General features: G+C 62.6%; 18 protein-coding genes. 3 read left to right on the plus strand and 15 right to left on the minus strand.

Going from position 1 to position 21,448, the window contains the following annotated elements:
• Window positions 1-117 precede the first annotated feature (117 nt).
• The 15 genes from PKKP23_RS21555 to PKKP23_RS21625 all read right to left on the minus strand — a co-directional run bounded on the left by PKKP23_RS21555 (window position 118) and on the right by PKKP23_RS21625 (window position 16,516).
• Window positions 118-936 carry a citryl-CoA lyase gene (locus PKKP23_RS21555; RefSeq protein WP_126878355.1) on the minus strand — a complete coding sequence of 273 codons (819 nt, stop codon included), beginning with the start codon at window positions 934-936 and terminating at the stop codon, window positions 118-120.
• Between the two features lie 11 nt (window positions 937-947).
• On the minus strand, window positions 948-2,153 hold the full coding sequence (locus PKKP23_RS21560) for a CaiB/BaiF CoA transferase family protein (protein ID WP_126878356.1): 1,206 nt from the start codon (window positions 2,151-2,153) through the stop codon (window positions 948-950).
• Window positions 2,150-3,355: an FAD-dependent monooxygenase gene (locus PKKP23_RS21565; protein ID WP_126878357.1), complete on the minus strand. Its 1,206-nt coding sequence runs from the start codon at window positions 3,353-3,355 to the stop codon at window positions 2,150-2,152. The genes PKKP23_RS21560 and PKKP23_RS21565 overlap by 4 nt, the downstream gene beginning before the upstream one ends.
• Window positions 3,356-3,378: 23 nt before the next feature.
• Window positions 3,379-4,320 (minus strand): cupin domain-containing protein, encoded by a 942-nt coding sequence (locus PKKP23_RS21570; protein ID WP_126878358.1) that lies wholly within the window; start codon window positions 4,318-4,320, stop codon window positions 3,379-3,381.
• Complete coding sequence (locus PKKP23_RS21575) at window positions 4,317-5,210, minus strand: fumarylacetoacetate hydrolase family protein (RefSeq protein WP_168724586.1); 894 nt, start codon at window positions 5,208-5,210, stop codon at window positions 4,317-4,319. The genes PKKP23_RS21570 and PKKP23_RS21575 overlap by 4 nt, the downstream gene beginning before the upstream one ends.
• A gap of 93 nt (window positions 5,211-5,303) precedes the next feature.
• Window positions 5,304-6,761, minus strand: coding sequence for a spinster family MFS transporter (locus tag PKKP23_RS21580; protein WP_161978129.1), 1,458 nt, complete (start codon window positions 6,759-6,761; stop codon window positions 5,304-5,306).
• 145 nt (window positions 6,762-6,906) lie between these two features.
• Entirely contained in the window at window positions 6,907-8,061 is a 1,155-nt protein-coding gene (locus PKKP23_RS21585) for a porin (RefSeq protein WP_126878360.1), read from the minus strand.
• 178 nt (window positions 8,062-8,239) lie between these two features.
• Window positions 8,240-9,238: an amidohydrolase family protein gene (locus PKKP23_RS21590; protein WP_126878361.1), complete on the minus strand. Its 999-nt coding sequence runs from the start codon at window positions 9,236-9,238 to the stop codon at window positions 8,240-8,242.
• A 52-nt stretch (window positions 9,239-9,290) separates the two neighbouring features.
• Window positions 9,291-10,286, minus strand: coding sequence for a DODA-type extradiol aromatic ring-opening family dioxygenase (locus PKKP23_RS21595; protein ID WP_126878362.1), 996 nt, complete (start codon window positions 10,284-10,286; stop codon window positions 9,291-9,293).
• 37 nt (window positions 10,287-10,323) lie between these two features.
• On the minus strand, window positions 10,324-10,998 hold the full coding sequence (locus PKKP23_RS21600; protein WP_126878363.1) for a 4-carboxy-4-hydroxy-2-oxoadipate aldolase/oxaloacetate decarboxylase: 675 nt from the start codon (window positions 10,996-10,998) through the stop codon (window positions 10,324-10,326).
• Window positions 10,995-11,651: an RraA family protein gene (locus PKKP23_RS21605; protein WP_126878364.1), complete on the minus strand. Its 657-nt coding sequence runs from the start codon at window positions 11,649-11,651 to the stop codon at window positions 10,995-10,997. The genes PKKP23_RS21600 and PKKP23_RS21605 overlap by 4 nt, the downstream gene beginning before the upstream one ends.
• Window positions 11,652-11,654: 3 nt before the next feature.
• On the minus strand, window positions 11,655-12,338 hold the full coding sequence (locus tag PKKP23_RS21610; protein WP_126878365.1) for an RraA family protein: 684 nt from the start codon (window positions 12,336-12,338) through the stop codon (window positions 11,655-11,657).
• A 118-nt stretch (window positions 12,339-12,456) separates the two neighbouring features.
• The gene (locus PKKP23_RS21615; RefSeq protein ID WP_240659088.1) at window positions 12,457-13,674 is read right to left on the minus strand and encodes a Rieske 2Fe-2S domain-containing protein; all 1,218 of its coding nucleotides are present in this window, start codon (window positions 13,672-13,674) and stop codon (window positions 12,457-12,459) included.
• 57 nt (window positions 13,675-13,731) lie between these two features.
• Window positions 13,732-14,544 (minus strand): crotonase/enoyl-CoA hydratase family protein, encoded by an 813-nt coding sequence (locus PKKP23_RS21620; protein WP_126878366.1) that lies wholly within the window; start codon window positions 14,542-14,544, stop codon window positions 13,732-13,734.
• Between the two features lie 34 nt (window positions 14,545-14,578).
• Window positions 14,579-16,516, minus strand: coding sequence for an AMP-binding protein (locus tag PKKP23_RS21625; protein WP_240659089.1), 1,938 nt, complete (start codon window positions 16,514-16,516; stop codon window positions 14,579-14,581).
• Window positions 16,517-16,667: 151 nt separating this feature from the next.
• Here PKKP23_RS21625 and PKKP23_RS21630 point away from each other — a divergent pair, with 151 nt between their 5' ends.
• From PKKP23_RS21630 to PKKP23_RS21640, 3 genes are read left to right on the plus strand one after another with little or no spacing between them, the layout of a single operon-like run.
• The gene (locus tag PKKP23_RS21630; protein WP_017776286.1) at window positions 16,668-17,837 is read left to right on the plus strand and encodes a thiolase domain-containing protein; all 1,170 of its coding nucleotides are present in this window, start codon (window positions 16,668-16,670) and stop codon (window positions 17,835-17,837) included.
• Between the two features lie 6 nt (window positions 17,838-17,843).
• Window positions 17,844-19,517: a 3-hydroxyacyl-CoA dehydrogenase NAD-binding domain-containing protein gene (locus tag PKKP23_RS21635; RefSeq protein WP_126878367.1), complete on the plus strand. Its 1,674-nt coding sequence runs from the start codon at window positions 17,844-17,846 to the stop codon at window positions 19,515-19,517.
• A gap of 4 nt (window positions 19,518-19,521) precedes the next feature.
• Entirely contained in the window at window positions 19,522-21,342 is a 1,821-nt protein-coding gene (locus PKKP23_RS21640) for an acyl-CoA dehydrogenase family protein (protein ID WP_126878368.1), read from the plus strand.
• Window positions 21,343-21,448 lie beyond the last annotated feature (106 nt).

Below are 21,448 nucleotides of genomic sequence, written 5' to 3' on the forward strand. Positions count from 1 at the left end.
GGCGACGCTGGTCCGTTGCATTCTCGCAGTGCTTCTCCGGGCGATTTCAAGGCCGTGAGTAAGGACGCGCCGGGCGTGCCGCGCGTGACGATGTGGGAAGCTCACGGCCGGGACGGTTCAATCCTTGCCGGCATACGTGTAACCGAGCGCGGGCGGCAGGGGCCCCTTGATACGGCCGCCTTGCTGCTTTTGCTCCCACGCGTGCGCAAGGATGCCAACCGAGCGCGAGAGGATGAAGAGCCCTCGCGCGAGCGCCGGTTCAAAGCCGAGCTCGCCGTAGATGACCGCGGTCGCGCCGTCGATGTTCATCGGAAGTTTCCTGCCGGTGCGCTGCTCGAGCGTGCGTTCAATCAGGCGTCCCACTGCGGCGTGACGGCCCGCAATCACGCCGCGTTGCTGCGCATCGTCGGTGAGTGCAAGCAGCCTTACCGAGCGCGGATCGACCGGGTGAAACCGGTGGCCAAAGCCGGGAATCATCTTTCCATGCGCCATCGTGAATTCCGCGAGCGCTTCTTCCAGCGCCCGCTCGAGCGGCTGCGCGACGGCCTTCGCAAGGGCGCTTTCATAGAGTTGCAGACACTGTTCGCCGGCACCGCCATGCACGCCGTCGAGCACGTTGATGGCCGACGCCATCGCGGCATTGAGCGGCACGCCGCACGTTACGCTCATTCGCGAAATCGAGATAGACGGAGCCTGAGGGCCATGGTCCACAGCTGCCACCAGCGCGGCTTCCAGCAATGCGAGCTGCGCGGGCGTCGGCTCGTCGTCACGCAGCATCAGCCAGACCATCTGCGCGTAGCTGACGTTGCCGATCAGCGTCTCGATAGGCATGCCCTTGATACGGATGACGCCCGGCCGGATGTCGATGATGCGCGTGGTCCACCAGGTCTTCACCTGCGATAACAGGTCGATGGCTCTCTCATAAGGGATGTTCATGTCGTCTCACCCTATATCGTTCCATTGGCATGCCATAGCGCGATCTCATCCGTCGTGAAGCCTGCTTCAAGAAGGATTTCATCACTGTGCTGTCCGAGGGTCGGCGGCCCCTGTTCGACCGACTGCGGTGCGCCGTCAACCTGGAATCCGCAGCGCGTGACTGCGATGCTGTCCCGCTCGGGATCGTTGATCGGCAACGTCATCGTTAGCTCGCGATGGGCCACCTGAGGTTGCGCGAGCGCCTGCGATACGTCCAGCACCTGCCCGGCGGGAACGCCCGCGTCATTCAGGCGCTTTTCCCACCATGACGCGTCATGCGCGGCGAGATACCCCTCGAGCGCCTCGGTGAGCTGCGCCCGGTTCAGCTTGCGTGCCTCGCGTTCAGCAAAGCGCGGGTCGGAAACAAGCTCCGGCGCGCCGAGCAGCCGGCACAGCGTTTCGAACTGCTCCTGCTTGTTCGCGGCAATGTTAAGAAGTCCTTCCCGGGTTCTGAACGTACCTGACGGACTCGCGGTGAAGTTGTCGTTTCCCATCGGCATCGGACTGCGTCCGGCGATTAGCTGGTTCGACACGATCCAGCCCATCGTGACGATGGCGGAATCGAGCATCGACACGTCGATAAAGCCGCCAATACCATCGCGTTCGCGGCGCACGAGCGCACTTGCGATGGCAAATGCCGCGGTAATGCCGCCGATCGTGTCGCACACTGGATAGCCGACGCGCAGTGGGGCCGAGTCTGCGTCACCGGTTACGCTCATTACGCCGGCGCGCCCCTGGATGATCTGGTCGTACGCAGGTGCGGAGGCGAGCGGCCCGCTCTGGCCGAAGCCGGAGATCGCGCAGTAGACAAGCTCGGGACGCACCTCCCTGAGGGCGTCGTAGCTGAGGCCTAACCGGTCCATTACGCCGGGCCGGAAGTTTTCCAGCAAGACGTCCGCGCTGGCCGCGAGCCGTCGGAAAACAGTCTTGCCGTCCTCGCTTTTCAGGTTGAGCGACAGTGAACGCTTGCCGGCGTTCTGCGCCAGGAAGGATGTGCCCATGCCGCGCCGGTTCAGTCCGGCATCGGCTCCCAGTTGACGTGCGAGGTCGCCGGTATCCGGTGTTTCGATCTTGATAACGTCGGCGCCCAGCAACGCGAGCTGATAGCCGGCGAACGGGCCGGCCAGCACGTTGGTCAGGTCGAGCACCCGGACGCCCGCCAGTAGTTTGCTGCTCATGGATGCCCTGACTGGATTTCGACCGTATTCGCGTTGTACGAATAGAGCCAGTCGTAGCGCTCGGCTATTGGCGCGGCACTCCATTCCCGTTCCAGGTACAGGGCCGCCGACGCCTCAGTGGCGAGTTCCGGGCTGTGAAAGCGCTCCGTGTTGTCCGTCGCACCTCGGACCATCCGGCTGGTGCGCCCGATTCGCGCATGTTCGTAACGCAACAGCGCCCGCGGGACGCCTGATGGCTCCTCGCCCGCAAGGCAACGTGCCAGCACCGTGCCGTCTTCGATAGCGTGGACTGCACCCTGCGCGAGAAACGGTAACGTCACATGTGCAGCATCGCCGAGCAGCGAAATGCGCGCCTGCGTCCATTGCGGAATGGGCTCGCGTTTCATCAGAGCCCACTTCAGCAGGGTCGGCGCCAGCCGGATCATGGTCTGCACGTCCTCATGCCATCCCCTGAAATCATCGAGGCACTCATCAACGGTGCCCTGCTCGAAGCTGGCTTTGGCGGTCCAGCTCTTGCCTTCGATAGTGGCGGCGAAGTTCATGATTTCGCCGCCACGCAGCGGATAGTTGACAGCATGGCCGCCAGGTCCGATCCACGTCGATCCGACCGACTGGCGCATATGCTCCGGCAAGCTCTTCATCGGGATCAACGCGCGCCACGTCACCATGCCGGAGAACGCTGCGTCGGTATCGGGCCACAATGCATTGCGGACCACCGAACGCAAGCCATCGGCGCCTATCAACGCGTCTGCGGTGATGCGCTGGCCGTTTTGCAGGATCAGGGTGGCGCCGCTGTCATGCTGCCCGCAGCCGGTTACGGCGCTGTCCAGATGAATTGCGTCGGCCTTGAGCGCGCGTACGCGATCAGCCAGTGTCTGATGTAGATCGGGCCGGTAAACGGTCAGGTAAGGATAGCCATAGCGCTCGATGACGGACTTGCCCAGGCTGAACATCGGCCAGGGCTTGCCCGTGTTCCACAGGCGGAATTCCTTGCGCGCCGGGTCACAGGAGAGAGCCCTTAGCTGCTCGAATACGCCAAGCGAATCGAGTACCGCATTGCCATTCGGACTGATCTGGATGCCGGCACCTACCTCCCGCAACTCGGACGCCCGTTCGTAGACATCGACGTCGATCCCCCGCTGCAGCAACGCGGCTGCTGCGGCAAGACCGCCAATTCCACCACCCGCTATCAGGATATGCATGAAGTTTCCTCTTGTATCTGGTGCTACACGGCGGCCGCGACTTCGTCGCGCAGAAGGCCCAGGGCGCGCATGACGGGCTCATCGCTGACACGCACGAGATGCGTGTCGCGGTCCACCTCATGCTGATAGGTACGCCATGCCGGCATGGCGATCATGTCGCCTTTCGCCCACCGCATTTCGGAGTTGCCACAACGCGTCGTACCGCGGCCTTCGATAACAGTGAAGATTGCGTTGGCGGTGGTGCGGTATCGTGGCGAAACGAATCCCGCTGGCATGCGTTGCACGTGGACGGCCGTGCTCTTCAGCGCTGGCGCGCCGAGTTCGATCTCGCGCTGCGCCATGCCGTTTGTGGGTGCTGTCGCCTTGTCGAGCGCCGCGAGCGACGCCTCCCACCTGAACGCAATCGGGGACTGCGCAACGCTCACGACGTTCTGCTCCAGCCTGTCAGGGTGGCGCTCGAAGAACATCGGCTCGAGCAGGTGGACGAGCGGCACGTCGAGTACGTCTACCCAGAAGCACTCGTCCGGGCCTGCATTCGCGTGCGAATGCCAGCACCAGCCGGGCGTCAGGAGAACGTCTCCCGGCCGCATTTCAACCCGCACACCGTCAACAACCGTGTAGGTGCCTTGTCCTTCGAGAATGATCCGCAGCGCGTTGGGTGTATGGCGGTGCGCGTCGGCGACCTCGCCCGGTTTGATCGACTGGTATGCGCCGACAAGCGTGCGTACCGTCGCATACAGGTTCCCTTCCACGGGGTTCCGGAGTGTGAGGTTGCGGCGGTCTGCCATGCGGTGATCCACCAGGTGGCCGGCACGTTCGAGAATCGGTTTGACGTCGGCGTATCGCCAGAGCATGGGCAGAAAGTTTTCGCGCGGTTCGCTCCACAGTGATGGGGTCTTGCGATGCCATCCGCCCTCCAGGTTGAGGGCGTCGATTGCAGCATAAAGTTCTTCGAGGTCGCTCATTTTTGCTTGATGATGTCAGGAGTGTAGGGCTGCGCAAACACCTCGGTTGCGCCACCTGTGCCGGCCACGACGTCAACGGTCATTTCGCCGACCCGCTCGATCCGGATGCGCACCTTGTCGCCGTCGCCGACTTTCCCGACACCTGCGGGTGTGCCGGTGGCCACGATGTCGCCGGGATACAACGTCATGACCGCAGATGCCATCTCGATCATCCCGGGGATGTCGAGCACCAGGTCGTGCGTATTGGCGTGTTGCCTGAGTTCGCCATTGACCCACAGCTTCATCTCGAGATCGGCGGGGTCGCCAACCTCATCGGCCGTGACGATCCACGGGCCAACGGGGCAGAACGTGTCGTAAGCCTTGCGAAATACGCGTTCTTCCCGTCCGCGCACAACCATGTCCAGCAGGCAGGCGTAGCCGAACACGTACTGCTGCCAGTCGTCACGCGCAATGTCACGACCCTGCCTGCCGATGATGACTGCAAGCTCAGACTCGTGATGAACCTCGCGGGTGGGAACATTCGGCAGGACGACAGGTTCGTCGGCACCGGACAGCGAGGAGTTCGGCTTCAGAAAAAAGCCCTGGTGCGTGGCCCGATAGCTGGCCTGCATTTCTCGCCCGTGGTCGTGGTAGTTCACCGGAAAGGCGATGACCTTGTTCGGCCAGGGCACTGGCGTGAGCAGCGTCACATCCTTGAGAGGGACGCGCGGGAGCTGGCCCATCGCAGCCTCGATGGACGGCTTCAGTTGTTCGAAGTTTGCGATGAGGCGCGTGGCGCCGATGGGAGGCCACATGGCCGGGTCCTCACCGACGGTACTCGTGACGTCGACGATGTAATGACTGTCGACGACGATACCGAGTTGTCCTTCATTAAATCGCGCAATTTTCATGGCAGTCGAAAGAGAGGTGGGTAAGCGCCGATGGGGACCGCGGGTCGTCCGGCGTGACTTGATCCGGCATCGGTCTTGTCGGACGGCGGGAAATCACGCGCTCGGGCTGGTTTGCAGGCTGTATTGCCGTTCGGCGTCTTTAAGACTCGCGTATTTCCTGCCTGCCAACCCGTAGTGGATGGCAGCCCAGAGGAGGATCGGGGTGGCGCTCAGCAGCGCATACTGGAGGCCTGAGGCGCTGGCGGAAGTACACAACGCAGCGATGTTCGCTGGCACGTCGGCCGCCGCGTGGACGCCAGCCGACGCGCCATGTCCCGCAACCACGCAAAGATGTGAAAAGTCGGGACGATCGAAAATGCGCCTCGCGAAAAAGTCGCTGAGAAAGCCAAGATACCCGGGACCAAGTCCCTGTCCGACCAGCGCCATGGCGGAGAGAGTCAACGCAGACGCGGTGGCACGCATACGGGGCTCAAGCAGTGAGAGAATCACTGCAAACGCAGGGCCGTTCCAGAAGTTCATGCCAACTGCAAAGCCGACCAGAAGTGCCACACCTGTGGCAGCAACGGGCTGCAGGAATGAGATGCCGGCAAGCACTGCGGCGGCGACGCATCCCAGCGCCGGGATATAACCGTTCCACGCGGCGTTTCGCTTTCCGAGCCTGTCCGAGAGATAGCCGCTCAGGAGATTTCCCGTGAGACCGCCCGCACCGCCGATTATTCCGAAGGCGAGACCTGCCTGCCCGAAATTCATGCCGTAGACACGTACGAAATAGAGCGGCAGGAAGAGAAAGATTGCAGACATGGCGAACATGCCAAGCATGACGGCGAAAAGCATATGGCGCGAGGCGACGTTGCCCAGCATCCTGCGGATGACCTCGGTGAGCGGCGGCACGCCGACGCCACTCTCTGAGGCAGCGCTATTGCCGCGCACCGGTTCCTTGACCGTCAGGTATGCGAGTGCACCTACCAGCACGCCAGGAATGCCGACGTAGAAAAACGCATGCTGCCATCCATAGTTCCTGATAAGCGGTGCGCCGATGAATGAGGCCATCAGTACTCCGATTGGCACACCCGCGGCGTAGACCGCAAATATCAACGAACGCCTTTTGCCTGAAAAATAGTCGGCGAGTAGCGAGTAGGCGGCAGGGGCCGATCCCGCCTCGCCAATACCTACGCCGAGACGGAAGGCTGACAACCCGGCATACGTCGTCGCCGTTCCGCATCCGATTGTCATGACCGACCAGAGAACAATGGTGAGGGAGATGATGACCACGCGGCTGAAACGCTCGGCGAGTCGCGCAATCGGAATGCCAAGAATGGTGTAGAACAGGGCAAACGCCAGACCAATCAACAGGCCAAGCTGGCCGTCGGTCAAATGCATTTCTGCTTTCAGGGCTGGTGCGGCAATCGACATCAATACGCGATCCATGAAGCTGAACGCGTAGATCAATGTGGTAATCGCCAGCACCCATAGTGCGTACGGTCTGGAAACGCCGGCATGTGAGTTCACGTGCGGGGCGGCAGTGGCTTCGGTGAGCTTACGGGGCAACATGGTGTGCTCCAGGGGCATGGGCAGATCATTTACGGAACGGCCACGCTTCCCGGCCTCGACGCATCCGTCCGGCCAATCGTGGACGGGGTACGCAGCCGTTGTGGTTCAGGCGGTGAAGCGGGGCACAACGAGACAAAGGGTCGCTCTAGAAGAGGTGACGGATTCCCGCCACGACGACTGTCTGCGTCGCATTGCTCGAAGGGGCGAGCAGATAGGTGTCGGCAGTCGCCCCCGTCGCATGCTGATAGTTGCCAAAAACGTAGACGTTCGTGCGCTTCGAGAACAGGTAGTTCACGCTCAGCTGCCCCATGTTCCAGTGCGGAGCCGCATTGAATCCGCCGCCGTACTGCCCCTTCGTGTAGACATAGGCCGCACCCAGAATGATGTAGGGCGTGATGGAGTACGAAGCGTTGACATCGAAGTTGTCGAGATGCAGCGAGGTATTGTCGAGATAGTCGTAACGGACGTCAGTGATCATTCCATTCACGCGTACCTGCCCCAGCAAGTACTGCGCCGCGCCGCCGAACTCGCGCTGACGGCGCACGCCCACATTCCTGTGAATGGGACTTGTATGGAAAAGCAGGAACGGTGCCCCGGCGTAATCGTCGGTGACCGCGCCGCTGGAGTTCTGCGTGGTGCCCGGGTAGTCGGTATTCAATGCAGCCACCGCCAGCTTTAACGGACCGTTCTCGTAGGCAGCACCCGCGCTCACCGAGCGATTGACACCCCACTGGCCAGGCGCATTGCTCATCGCATACATCACGGAGCCACGCAGGCCATTCACTGTAGGCGACTGGTACTTGATCGAATTGTTATAGCGGTAGCTGCCGAACAGATTGTCGTTATCTCCAATGTGTGTTGCAAAGCCGAGTGCGGCAACCGGGGCTTCGAAACGGTCGAGATAATCGAACGGGATGTCGTACTGGCGACCTAGCGTCACCGTGCCCCATGAATTACTGCCCAGGCCGACGTAAGCCTGGCGCCCGAACATGCGGCCGCCTTGCTGGAATTTGCCGTTGGTACTGTCGAAGCCGTTTTCGAGCACGAAAAGAGCTGAGAGACCGCCTCCAAGATCTTCAACACCACGCAGGCCCCAGCGATTGTTCTGCATCGTGCCGGGAATCATCTGCACGGCCGCATGCCCACCCACGTTACTGGTCCAGGCGACGCCTGTGGACAGAATGCCATAGAGCGAAACCGAACTCTGCGCGTGCGCGGTCGAGCCGCCCGAGAGCAGGGCGGCCAAAGAAGCCAGTGCTGCGCTGCGGCGTAGCGCCGTATTGCGTAATGCGGTCTTCATCTGTGTCTCCATTGCGTCGTTATAAGAGTGGATACAAAACCAGCAGGGGCCCGCCCGAAGGCGATGGCACCGTGTACTACGCTCTCCATAGCTCAGGAAGTCGGACCGGGAGAACTCCAGAAGCAAGCCCTTTTCACGGCGCCCTGCGAGTCCCGGTCCTCAGGACGGCCGCGGGTTATCAGCTGGTGAGGCCGAAAACCTTGCGTGCGTTGTCTTCGAAGATGAGTTGCCTGTCGCTCTGGCCAAGCCAGTCAAACCCGGCGATGGTCGGCGCGATATGGTCGTGTGGCCGCCCGGTGGCATGGTCGATGGTCGAGCCGACACCTGGGCATTCAGAACCGAAGAGGCAACGGTCAGCACCCACGGTCTTGATGAGCAGGCGCAGCGCTTCTTCGGAATAAAGCACCGTGTCGTAGTAGAGATTGCGCATCCCATCAAGGAAATTGATGCCGCGGCGGCCCGCGCTCGACTGGAAGCGGCCGATCTGATAGGGAATCGCGCCGCCGCCATGCGAGCAGATCACCTTCAGCGAGGGAAAGTCCTTGAAGACGTTCGAATGCACGAGTCCGTAGACCGCTATCGACTCTTCATTGACAAAGTGCAGGGTATAGGGGGAGCGCTCCGAATGTGAACCCGTGGCGTGAATATGCATCGGAATGTCGAGTTCGCAGAGCTTCTCGTAGAGCGGGTACCAGTAGCGGTCGCCGAGCGGTGGCGCTTCGGTGCCGGTGTTCTCGTATGGATCCGGGTTGAACAGCACACCGCGAAAGCCCATCTTCACGCAGCGCTCGAGCTCCGGCAGCGTCTGGGTAACGGGTTCGCCCGCGACCTGGGGCAGGCCAGCCACCGGCACGAATCTGCCAGGAATCAGGGCGATGGTTCGCGCGATGATGTTGTTGGTCTCTTCCGTGAACCAGTGCACGAGCTTGCCCGGCCTGGCACTGTGCATCATCTGGAAGGGGCGGGGCGAGAGCATTTGCAGGTCGGTACCGATACGGTCCAGTGCTTCGACATGGCCACACGGGCCCATTTCCTTGCGATTCATCGCCTCGATGATCTGTGCGTCGCTCACTTCCGGCATGCGGCGTCCGTGCGCGCCAAGATGCGAAAGCAGATTGGCTTTGTAGACCCAAAGTTCGGCTGGGGCGCTGACGTGGCCGTGGCAATCGATAATCATGACTGTGTCGTGTAGAAAGTGATGTTGTCAGTAGTCGGTGGTCCGTCTGGCGTCACTGCCAGACCGCGAACCCGAGGCCGATACCGGTGCCGGCACGTGTGCGGTAGACCGGAATGTAATGGTCGTAGACACACTCGAGTTCGCCGAGAGCCCCGGCCATCGTGATCCAGTTGCGGATTTCGGACGATCCCGAGCAAAGCGATTCCTGCGCAATGCTGGTCAGCGTGTCCTTGTCGCGGTTCTTGATGGCGTCGATGATCTTCCGGTCGAACGCCGCTTCGCACAGAAAGTGACTCAGTCCACCGGAGGCGATGATTGCCACCTTGGCATCGATGGGGGACGCGGCCAACGCTTCGGCAATACAGCCGCCGATGTAATGGCAACGCGCCGAGGTCGGGTTGTTGGGTGGGAAGTAGGTGTTAATGAGCACGGGCAACATCGGAACACGAAGGTTCTTCATGAGCCGTTGATAGACGAAACCATAGGCGTGACCAAACGCACGGCGCTGCGGGTCGGGCACATCGTTGCTCGTCGCCACGTCGACGCCGCGGGCGATGAGCCCGCGAATCAGATCCTCGGCCAGCTTCGGCGCGCCCGGAAAACGGCGAGGCAGATCCATTGCGTAGCCTGCCCAGAACGCCTTGTCGCTCCAGGTCAGCTTCGGGTGGGGCAGCTCCGTTTCTTTCATCACCACTTCTTCGCCGCGGTAGACCGAGATGGCGGGCAGGTTGTCGTAGCCGAAGAGTTCATCCTGGTCGTCGCCGATTACGAGTACGACGTCGGGACGCGCCGCGTGCAGGTAGGCCTCGACGCGGTCGAGGGCTGCTTCGGCCTCGCGGGCTAGCCTGGGGAAGGCGCCTGGATCGCTCTCACTCGCGTACGGCGTGCCGCGCTCGGCAACGAGCTCGTCGTAGGTGAGCTTGCGGCCGTCGAGCGTGTAGAGCGCCCGACTGCGAAGATCGTCTTCAGCGCGTCGCTGCCAGTGATCGCCTGGCAGGACGAGAATCGGACTGTGGGACGTGCCGACAGCGAGAGTAATGCTGGCCATATGATGTATTCCCCAGGCGCAGACGCATGGTCCGGCTTCAGAAGTTGTAGAGTTCCAGCGTGCGCTCGCCTGAGCGCAGGCGTTGCATCACTGTGGTTTCCCTGGCTTCGCGCGCCGCGGCGCTGGATATTGCCTCCGCCGCGCGGGCGCGCGGGACGGACACGACTCCATCGCGATCGCCGACGATGAGATCGCCCGGCTGGACGACGACATCACCCAGTCGCACCGGATAGTTGATCCAGCCGCGTGCACCCGCGTCCTTGCCGGTGCCCCGAATGCAGAGCCCCGCCGCGAACACGGGAAAGCCGAGCGCTTCGAGCTGGTCCGCGTCGCGCACGCAGCCGTCGATAACGAGTCCGCCCAGGCCGCGTTCGCGCGCGGCAGTAGACATGATTTCTCCCCAGTACCCGAAGTCGGGCTTACCGCTGACGTGAACGACGAGAACATCGCCTGGACCGGCAATGTAGAGCGCGCGATGCAGCCACAGATTGTCACCACCCGGGGAATGGACGACGACGGCAGGTCCGCAGACCCGCATGTTTGCGGCAACCGGTTTGATGGCTGACGGCAGTGCGCCGATGCGCCCAAGCGCCTCGTGCAGCGTAGATGACGCCATGCGCGATGCCTGCGCAACGATATGAGTTTCGGGTCGCTCGATCGTGTCGCGCACGGTCGGGAACTGTCCGGGTGCGCATGTGAAGGGTGCACTCATGATTCCACCCGCGTCTGCAGGTGATGGTAACGATGCAGCTCTCTTGCCTCGCGCAGGCTCATGCCCAGACGTACGGCGGAACGGATGGCGTTTTCCGCGGACTCGATGGCCTCGGCCATGTCCAGTACCCGGGCCTCGTGCTCCTGGGGAATCACTACGACACCATCGGCGTCGCCGCGCACGAGATCGCCAGGCGCAACGCGGACCCCGCCGATATTGACCGGAACCTGGGTCGCTTCTACCTGAACCCGGTCCTTGCCGGTGCGCATGTAGTTCCCGAGGCTGTAGACCGGATAGCCGAGTTCGCGGCAGAGCGCGACGTCGCGATTGACGCCATCGATGAGCGTGCCCGCGAGTCCACGGCGATGGGCGACTTCGGTCAGAATGTCGCCCCACACCGTCGCATCGTCACGGCCGCCGTTATCGAGAACAATGATGCAGTCGTCCGGCACGTCGTCGATGTAGTCGCCAACCGTGCCAGCTGGCTTGCCTGCCGGGCCGTAGCGAAGTGTCCAGGCGCGGCCCGCCATACGGAAATCGGGCGAAGATGGCTTGATGTGGTAGCACTGACCGTTGATACCGCATCGATCCAGTGCATCGCTCAATGTCGCCGTGTCGAGCCGGCCCGTTCGCTCCACATTGGTGTCACTCATGATTCATCCTTGTATTGCGTCGCCAAGCAGCATGTGCTCGTAGTCTTTTCCCATCACCTCGGTGACCGGGCGTCCTGCCAGCAGATCCTTCGTCATGGCCGCTTCCCGTGCCGCAATCTGCTCCGCCATGGCAATGACTGCCGCCGCGCCGTCCGCTGGCACGAAGACGACGGCGCTACCGTCTGCGATGACCAGGTCGCCAGGCCGTACGACCACGCCCCCCACGCAAACCGTCGCGTTGACCGAGTCTTCCTCAACCCGCCCGCGTGCCGTCCTTGCGGTGAGCGCCCTGCAAAACACGGGCAGGTTGTGTTCGTGCGCTTCATCGATGTCCCGCACGGGACCATCTGCGATAACGCCACCGATTCCCTTGAGCGCCGCAGCGAGCGAAAGAATGCCGCCCCAGCAACCCGCATCAATACCGGTGCGCTGTTCGACGACGATGATGTCTCCCGCACCGGCGAGTTCGATGGCTGTCGTGCCAAGGTGGCGAACCGGCCCGTCGCGGCGCACCGCTGCACCCGCGGGCACGAGCCGGAACGTCACGACCGCGCCCGCGATCTTCTGGTTCGATGTCCGTCGTGGCAGATCTGTCGTGACCTGTCCTGCAATTCCGAGGCGATCCAGCGCGTCGGAGACCGAGCATGTATCAAGCCGTTTCAGGCGCTGAATGAGATCGTTGTTCATAAGTAACGCTCGTTAAACCGGGGGCATGCGGCGTGCCATCTTCGGGACGTGCGGCAGTCATCAGGCTGACCGCCATGGCATGTGCACGGCCGCTTCGTCGAGGTGATCTGGATGCCTGTCAGAGCAGGGCCCGCCATTCAACCTCGTCCCTGAATACGCCGGAGATCGGACCGGTGCTGGGGTAGTCGATTTCCTCATGGCGCGCCAGGGTCGGCACAGAGTTGTCCATGAATTCGCGCAGAGCCTTTAGCAGGCAGCGTCTTACCGCCAGGATCGCGCCGTCACCGGCGCCGAGATATTCCTTCGACCGGTCCACGATCGGCCCCATGCTCACCATGACGGCAAAGTCTTCCGTGCCGAGCATCTGCGTAAAGCCCGTAAAGTGTCCCTGCTTCATTGCGTCCCGGTCCTGCCCCCAGTTGTCCTCGGGCGGCCCCGGCGGCAGCGGCGGCCACGAATCGGGATCTTCGTACGCGTGGGTCTTGTTGGGCACCAGCTTCTCGTTGACGCGATAGGTCATCTGCCAGTAGTAGATGTTCTCGTCGTCAATGGGCACGGAGAAGAAGATGCTGCCGCCCTGGATGTCGGCACGGTTCGGCGAAACGATCCCAAACCACGGCAGGACGAACGAGTTGGTGCGAACGTAGGCGCGGCCGTCCTTGAGCGCGCGTACGGCTGCATAGCGGAAGCCGAACGGCTTTTGCGCGATGTGGTACACGGGCGCCATGTTTTCCGACGAGAATTCGATGTCGCCGAAACCGACGAGCCAGCTCTGGTGGAGCACGCCGAGATGGGCCGAGTCCATGGTGGTCTCGACGCCCTGCAGCCAGTTTGAGTGGACCTTCTGCCGGAACACGACGAAGTTCTCGCGCGGCAGGCCGACGAACGGCAGTTCGGGGAATCTGGGCGGCGTATCGCCCTCGCCCAGCCACACCCAGACAATCCCGGCTTCCTCCCGCACCGGGTAGTGTCTGAGCGGGACGTGTTTGCAGTACTCGGCTTCGTTATTCGGCTGGGTCGGCACCGCCACGGTCACACCGTCGACGTTGAACTTCCATCCGTGGAAAATGCAGCGCAGCGCGTTGTCTTCGTTGCGCCCCAGCGCGAGCGACGCGCGCCGGTGCGGGCAGGCTTCATCGAAGAATCCGACCTTGCCACTGGTTGCACGAAATGCAACGTACTGCTCTCCGAACAGCTGCACCCGAAGTGGCTTGCCGTCGGCCTCCAGCTTGTCCGACAGCGCCGCAGGAATCCACCAGTTTTGCCTGATCATCTGTCCCATAGGCGCGCCGTTACTTACGCGGGTCAGCAGATCATTTTCTTCCCTGGTCAGCATTTAGAACTCCTCATGATGAGATCCGGTTTAACAGATATCCGAAAGACGTACGTTCCGTCAGGCGGCGGGGGGCGGCGTCTGGCTGCGGCGTGCGTCGAAGAATTCGGCAATCCGTTTCGCGACGTCCGTGTTGGCGGAGCGCGTCATGGACGTGATCATGGTTTCCGCGAACAGTCCTTCACCGACCGGCATCTCCGAGATCCGGCTGATGCCGTTGATGATTGCGTAATTCGTGGCCGCCGCGTTGCCGGCAATGCGCTTTGCCAGTTCGCGTGCTTTTGTGAGACCCGCTCCGTCGTCGGTGACGTAGTGCGCGAGGCCAATCTGGTACGCGTCGTTCACATTGAGCACACTGCCTGTGAGCATCATTTCGGTGACCCGCGAGGCACCAATGAGTCTCGGGATGCGCACGGAGCCGCTGCCTCCGAGGAAAATACCGCGCTGCCCTTCGGGCAGCTGAAAGAACGCCGACCGCTCGACGACACGAACGTGTGTCGCCGCGGCAAGCTCGAAGCCGCCGCCGATAACGCCGCCGGTCAGAACGCTGATGACCGGCAGCTCGCCGTACTGGATGAGGTCGAAGGTACGGTGCCATGCCCGGGAGCGACGCATGCCGGCGAGCACGTCGGGGCTGCGCTTGCTCATGAGCTCGAAAAGATCCAGGCCAGCGCAGAAGTGTTCGCCCTCGCCATGCAGAATGACAACACGCGCGCCTTCCAGACCGGTGGAGAAGACGGACTCGAGTTCGTCAAGCAACGCGTCGTTGATGGCGTTGCGCTTGTCTGCACGATTCAGTTTGACGAGCGCGACCTCATCTTCGCGTTGGACGTCAATCAGTGGCACAGCTGCTGTGGACATATCGGTAGTCATGGATCTTTACAGGAAAAGGAATCTCTTCTCGACGCTACGCTTCGATTATTACGACGTTGGCGTCGGGTTTATCGGCGTAGAGCGCTTCTACGTCGCCCGCGCGCCGCGCAAGCACGGCACGCTGATTGATATAGCCCTTGTCGGTGATCTCGCCGCCATCGCTCGATGGCGGGTCGTTCAGCAGCATCACGCGCCGGATGCGCATGCTGCTACCGGAGTGGCGTTCGTTATGGCGCAGCAGTGATTCGCGCAGCGCGTCGTGCAATGGCGCGTGGCAGGCAAGCTGCCGCTCGTCGCGCAGGCCGAAACGTTCGTGGCACGCGTCCGGGTTCGGCCACGCGAGAAGCGCTACATAGGGCAGGTCCGCGCCTGTCACGACTACGTCGCGCAGCAGGGGAGCGGTGCTGCTGATCACCTCGACGCGCAGCGTCCCGACACGCACGAAGATGCCGGACTGCAGCTTGAATTCTTCGGCAACCCGACCGGCAAAGGCGAGTCCTTCCTCCGGTCTTGCCGGATCGACGAAGGTCATGGCGTCGCCCAGACGGTAGTAGCCCTCCTCGTCGAAGGCGAGACGTGTCAACTCCGGTTGTTCCAGATAGCCCGCCATGACAGAAGGGCCACGGGCGCGGATTTCGTATCGTTCTTCGTCTAGCGGCACCAGCTTCAGTTCGACGCCGGGCTGCGGAAGACCGACCAGTCCCGCCTGCCCGGTTGGCCAATGCACCACCGTGGTCGCGGCACACGTCTCGGTCGAGCCATAGCTGGACACAAACGGAATGCGGTGCCCGAGATGGCGCACGGCCTGGGCTTGCAGGCGCTGGTAGAGACTGTCGGGCAGCTTCGCGCCTGACGAGGTCAGCCGGCGCAGGCGCACGAAGAACTGCCGGCCGAGCATCTCGTCGGCTTCCAGCGCGTCCGCGAGCATGGCGTAGCCCGCCGGTACGCTGCTGAAGCGGGTGGGCGAAACCTCCCGGAGGTTGCGCAGCGTCCTGGCGAACTCGCCCGGTACGGGACGTCCGTCGTCGATGTACATCGTTCCGCCATCGTTCAGGATGCTGTTGAAGATGGCGGTGCCGCCAGCGACGTGGCTCCACGGCAGCCATTCGAGCAGCACGGATTCCGGTGCGACGGGATCGTGGCCCACGGTCTGCGCGTGCATGGCCATCGATACGCAAAGCATGCGCTGCGTGACCGGCACGACCTTGGGCTCTCCAGTCGAGCCCGAGGTGAAGAGGTATTTGCCCACCGTATCGTGCGTAATGCTGTCGAGGGATGCCTGCACCTGCGGGCTCACGGGCGTCTCGAGAACCGTGTGCCACGCCGTACCGTGGATGTCATCGGCTGGATCGGCGACATATACGACGCGCGCATCATGTGGGGCGATGGCGTGCAGTGCTGCGCGGAACTGCTGCGCACTCTGCACGAAGATCACTGCGGGCCTGATCAACGCGACCATCGCCCTGAGTTTCGCGTAATCGGTGCTCAGCAGGGAATAGGCGGGGGTCACCGGTACATAGGGCAGGCGCGCCTGCATGGCGGCGAGCTCGATGACGGCGTGTTCCAGGGTGTTGCCGCTCAGCACCATCACGCTGCGCCCGTCGAGCCGTTGTGACAGCAACCATTGGGTCACGGCATCGACCTGGTGGCCGGCCGCGCCGTAGCTGAGTGTGCGCCAGTCGCCCGTCTGCGCACAGCGTTGTTTCAGCCATGGCCGCGCGGGACGTTCGAGCGCACGACGTCTCAGCACGGCGGGCAGATGCACCTCGACCGGACCCAGCGGCACCTTGCTGCGCATCAGGACTGCGCCGTCGGCCCGCTCGACAACGTCGAGGTTCCGCTCAAGGAACGGGAGATTGATGAAAGGGAACTGGGAAGTCATGTTCAGCGGGCCATCTTCGAAATCGTGCAACGGCACGACCAGGTCACGTAGTAAGGCTACCTTATATAAAGTTTGCCGGCGAATCCACATGGTACAAACCCTATCGGCGCATTCTTGGAATTGTCGGGCAACACATGATATAAGGTAACCTTACTATTTGGGGTGTATGGCACCTCAAGGCGCGGCGTGCAGCTTCCCGTTCACCCGTTGCCGCGCACCAACCACGGAGGGGTCAGTCAACATGAGTATCAAGGGCGCCGCATATATCGCCGGCATCTACGAGCATCCCGTACGCCGGGCCGAGGGTTTGACCACTGCGCAGATGCACGCGGACGTCGCGCTTGGTGCGCTGGAGGATGCAGGGCTGGGTCTTGATGACGTGGACGGCTACTTTTGCGGCGCGGATGCGCCTGGCCTCGGCGCCCTCACGATGGCCGAATACATTGGCCTGCGCAACCTGCGCCATGTCGACACGACCGAATCGGGCGGTTCGGCGTATCTGTTGCACGTCGCGCACGCTGTGGAGGCGATTTCGTCGGGCCACTGCAATGTGGCGCTGATCACGATGGCGGATCGCCCGCTCGCGGCTGGCGCGGGCACAAGGCTCGCCGGGGTCGATCGCGACACGATGCCAAACCTGCCGTTCCAGGCCGCCGTGCCACCTCATCCGATGTACGGGTACGCGATGGTGGCGCGGCGCCATATGCATGAATTCGGCACGACGCCCGAGCAGCTCGCCTGGGTGCGGGTCGCCGCCTCGCATCATGCCCGGCACAACCCGAGCGCCGTGCATCGCGAAGTCGTAACCGTACGCGATGTGCTCGATTCGCCTCTGGTTGCCGATCCGCTGCATCGCCTTGATTGTTGTGTCGTGACGGATGGCGGGGGTGCCGTGGTTGTCGCGCGCCCGGAAATCGCGAAGCAGCTGAGGCGTCCCAGGGTCAAGGTCATCGGGACTGGCGCGGCGGTGAAGCACCCTGACGGAGGACGTATCGATCTGCTGGTCTCGGCCGGCGCGCGTTCCGGCGCTGCGGCATTTGCGGGGGCAGGCATTACTCCAGGGGACATCGGTTATGCGTCGCTGTACGACAGCTTCACCATCACGGTAATCGTGCAGCTTGAAGATCTCGGATTTTGCGCGAAGGGGAAGGGCGGCCCGTTCGTTGCGGACGGCAACCTGATTGCAGGCGAGGGCCGCCTGCCATTCAACACAGATGGCGGCGGCCTGTGCAACAACCATCCAGGCAATAAAGGCGGGATGACGAAGATTCTCGAGGCCGTTCGCCAGTGCCGGGGTGAGGCGCATCCGGCCGTCCAGGTCGCTCGCCGTGAGTTTGTGCTGGCGCACGGCACGGGCGGCAATCTGGCCGGCGCGCATGCGGCCGGTACCTTAATTCTGCAAGCGGAGTAAAACCATATGAAACCGGATCAGGGATATCCGCCGGCACCGGTCGTGTTTCCCGGCGACGAGCCGTTCTGGGAGGCGACGCGTTCGGGACAACTGCTCGCGAAGCACTGCGGCGCCTGCGACACGCTGCACTACTACCCGAGGGTGCGTTGCCCGTTCTGTGGCAGCCAGGCGACATCGTGGCGGCATTTGTCGGGGCGCGGTGAGATTCATTCGTACTCGATTGTGGAACGCAGTGCCCGACCCACGGCCCCTGCGATTATCGAGCTGGAGGAAGGGTTGCGTATCAGCTCCGCGATCCTCGACGCTGACGTGCGTGCGCTGAATATCGGGGACCCGGTAACGTTGTATGTCGTGCCGGCGCACGACGGACAACACGTGCCCGCCTTCACCACACTTGCCGCGGAGGCCGCCAGAGCGTACTCAGAGGCCGCGCGGGCGGCGCTGGAAATGCCGCAGCCGCCGGGCGGGCGCGTATTCCGACACGCCGCGGTAATCGGCGCCGGCAACATGGGCGTAGGCATTGCAATGGCCATGCTGTCGGGTGGCCTTTCGGTGCACCTCATTGACCAGTCCGAGGCTTTGCTTGCCGTTGCGACGGATCGTATCGCCGGGTCGTACAGCCGTGATGTAGCGCGTGGACGTCTTACCGGGACTGAGCGTGACGTCAGACTCGCACGCCTTTCGTGGGGTCAGGACATGGCGGACATTGCAACCGCCGACGTGGTAATCGAGGCGGTCTGGGAAGATCTTGCGCTCAAGCAGCAGCTGTTTGCCCAGATCGATCGACACGCCGCGTCCGGAGCGCTGCTTGCGACCAACACGTCCACGCTGGACGTCAACCTGATTGCGGCCGCGACGCAACGTCCGCATTCCGTTGTGGGTCTTCATTTCTTTAATCCTGCAAACGTAATGCGGCTCATCGAGGTGGTTCGCACATCGTCGACGTCGCCTGAAGCGCTCGAAGCTGCGCGCAGTCTCGCTTCGTCGGTCGGCAAGGTGGCGATCGTGGTGGGTGTATGCGACGGTTTCGTGGGCAACCGCATGATGATCGCCCGCGAGCGGCAGGCCGCGCGCCTTCTGCTCGAAGGGGCGCTGCCGGAACAGGTTGACCGTGTGCTGCGCAAGCTCGGCCTGCCGATGGGAACGTTCGAGCTGCAGGACATGGCGGGAGGGATAGAACTGACATACCGCGCCCGACAGCGGGCGGGGCAAAGAGACTGGCTGATCGAACAGCTCCATGCGCGTGGCCGTGCCGGACAACGCGCCGGGCGCGGCTATTACCGCTATGAGCCCGGCAAGCGGCGCGCGCTCGTGGACCCGGAGGTGACGGCATTGATCGAGGAAGCTTCACGGCTGGAAGGTATCGAGCGACGTGTGCTTCCCGATGAAGAAGTACACGACCGTCTCGTGCTCCTGATGATCAACGAGGGCGCGAGGCTCCTCGCCGAACGCGTTGTCGAGCGCGCCAGCGACATCGATCTGGTGTGGCAGCTCGGCTACGGATGGCCGGACTGGAAAGGCGGCCCCATGTATTACGCGGACATGCTCGGACTGCCTTCAGTCGTCACGAGACTTACAGCACTTTGCGCCCGACATGGCGAGCAGTTCCGGCCTGCGGAATTGCTCGTACAGCTCGCCGAAGCTTCAGGCCGCATCAGCAACATCAAGATATCAAGATAACCCCATGCCAACCTATCGCGCGCCAGTCAGGGACTGGCTCTTCATTCTTCACGATTATCTGCGGGTGGAGGAACGCAAGGACCTTCCCGGCTTTAACGAACTCACTGCCGATCTGACTTCGGCCGTTCTCGAAGCCGCAGCCCAGTTTCATGAGGAAGTCCTGCACCCGCTCAATCAGGCTGGTGATGGCGAGGGAGCCCATTTTCTCGATGGTCGGGTCCGCACGCCTGGCGGCTTCAAGGCTGCCTGGGACGCCTATCGCGAGGCCGGCTGGCACCGCCTCAGTCTCCCACAGGAACTGGGCGGCGCCGGACTTCCGCCGGTCATGGCGGTGCCGGTGTCGGAGATGCGCGCGTCCACTGGCCATTCGTTTTCGATGTACAGCAGTTTCTGCGCACCCGCGGCCAGCATGCTTGCAGCGCTGGCCCCTGAATGGATCAGACGCCATGTCGTACCTCGTCTCTCGGACGGTGACTGGACCGCGACGATGTGCATGACGGAGCCGCAGGCCGGTACCGACCTGCGCCAGATTTCGACGCGCGCGATATGCCAGCCGGACGGGACGTGGCGCATTCACGGACGCAAGATTTTCATCTCCGGCGGTGATCACGACCTGACTGACAACATCATTCACATCGTGCTTGCCAAGGTACCCGATGCGCAGGGACGCGTGACGGCGGACCTCTCATCGGTGCACGTGTTTCTGGTGGCGAGGAACATGATTGATCCTCATACCGGCGCACAAGGCGAACTGAACAACGTCTTCGCACGCTCCATTGAGCACAAGATGGGGATCGAGGGCAGTGCAACCTGTGCACTCGATTTCGAAGGCGCGGTGGCGTGGCGCATTGGCGATACGGGCGGGGGAGGTACCGCCGCCAACATGGCGCCAATGTTCCATCTGATGAATTACGCCCGCGTAGGCACCGCCCTGTCCGGGGTTGGATACGCTGAGATCGCCCGGCAGAACGCGGCGGACTACGCGCGCGAACGCCGCTCGGGACGGGCGGGTTCAAAGCTGCGCGACACGGCGCAGGCGGCGGACCCCATCATCGCGCACGCAGATGTGCGGCGCCTCCTGCTCGAAGCGCGGTCTTTTGCTGAGGGTGCGCGTGCAGGCGCCATGCGCGCGGCGATGTGGCAGTCGATTGCCCGGTCGGCACCCGACCTGCAGGAGCGACAGGCGGCCGCCGACATGCTCGATATCCTGACGCCTGTGATGAAGGCATTCTTTACGGACCGTGGCTTCGATGCTGCAGTCGCGTGCCAGCAGGTGTTCGGTGGACACGGCTACATCAAGGATTACGGCATCGAACAGTTCGTACGCAATGCCAGGGTCGGTCAGCTATACGAAGGCGCAAACGGAATTCAGGCCACTGATCTCGTACACCGCAAGCTGTTCGCGCACGAAGGTCGCCCCTGGAAACACTTTGCGCGAGCGATTTCCGGTTTCGTCGACCGTCATTCAGATGATGTGCAACTCAAGCCATACACGGTCCCGCTGCGCGATGGGCTGCAACGCCTTGGCGCGTCCATCACGTGGCTGAACACAGACGGCCGCGCGAGCTATGGCCTTGCCGATGCCGCGTCATACGACGTTCTCACTGCAATGGGCATCCTGTACGTCGGCTGGATCTGGAGCGAAATCGCCGCGGTAGTACTCGACGGTTCGGGATGCCGGTTCGTCGACGAGACCACACGCCTGACCAAGCTGGCATTGGCAAAGACGTGGATGCAAAGACAGATGCCGCTGCTCGAGGCTATCTGCCGTCGCATTGAATGTGGCAACGACAGCCTTCTGTCCATGCCCGACGAGTGGATTTGACAAGACCGTCTGCGTGCGCCCGTGAAGCCGGCTCCGGTCAGGGCAATGAGGGTGGACTGCGCGCGCGGGTCTTTGGCTCGATGATTTTGTTAATCCCATGAACGGA

The organism is Paraburkholderia kururiensis JCM 10599 = LMG 19447, from assembly GCF_003986935.1.
Classification (GTDB): Bacteria; Pseudomonadota; Gammaproteobacteria; order Burkholderiales; family Burkholderiaceae; genus Paraburkholderia; species Paraburkholderia kururiensis.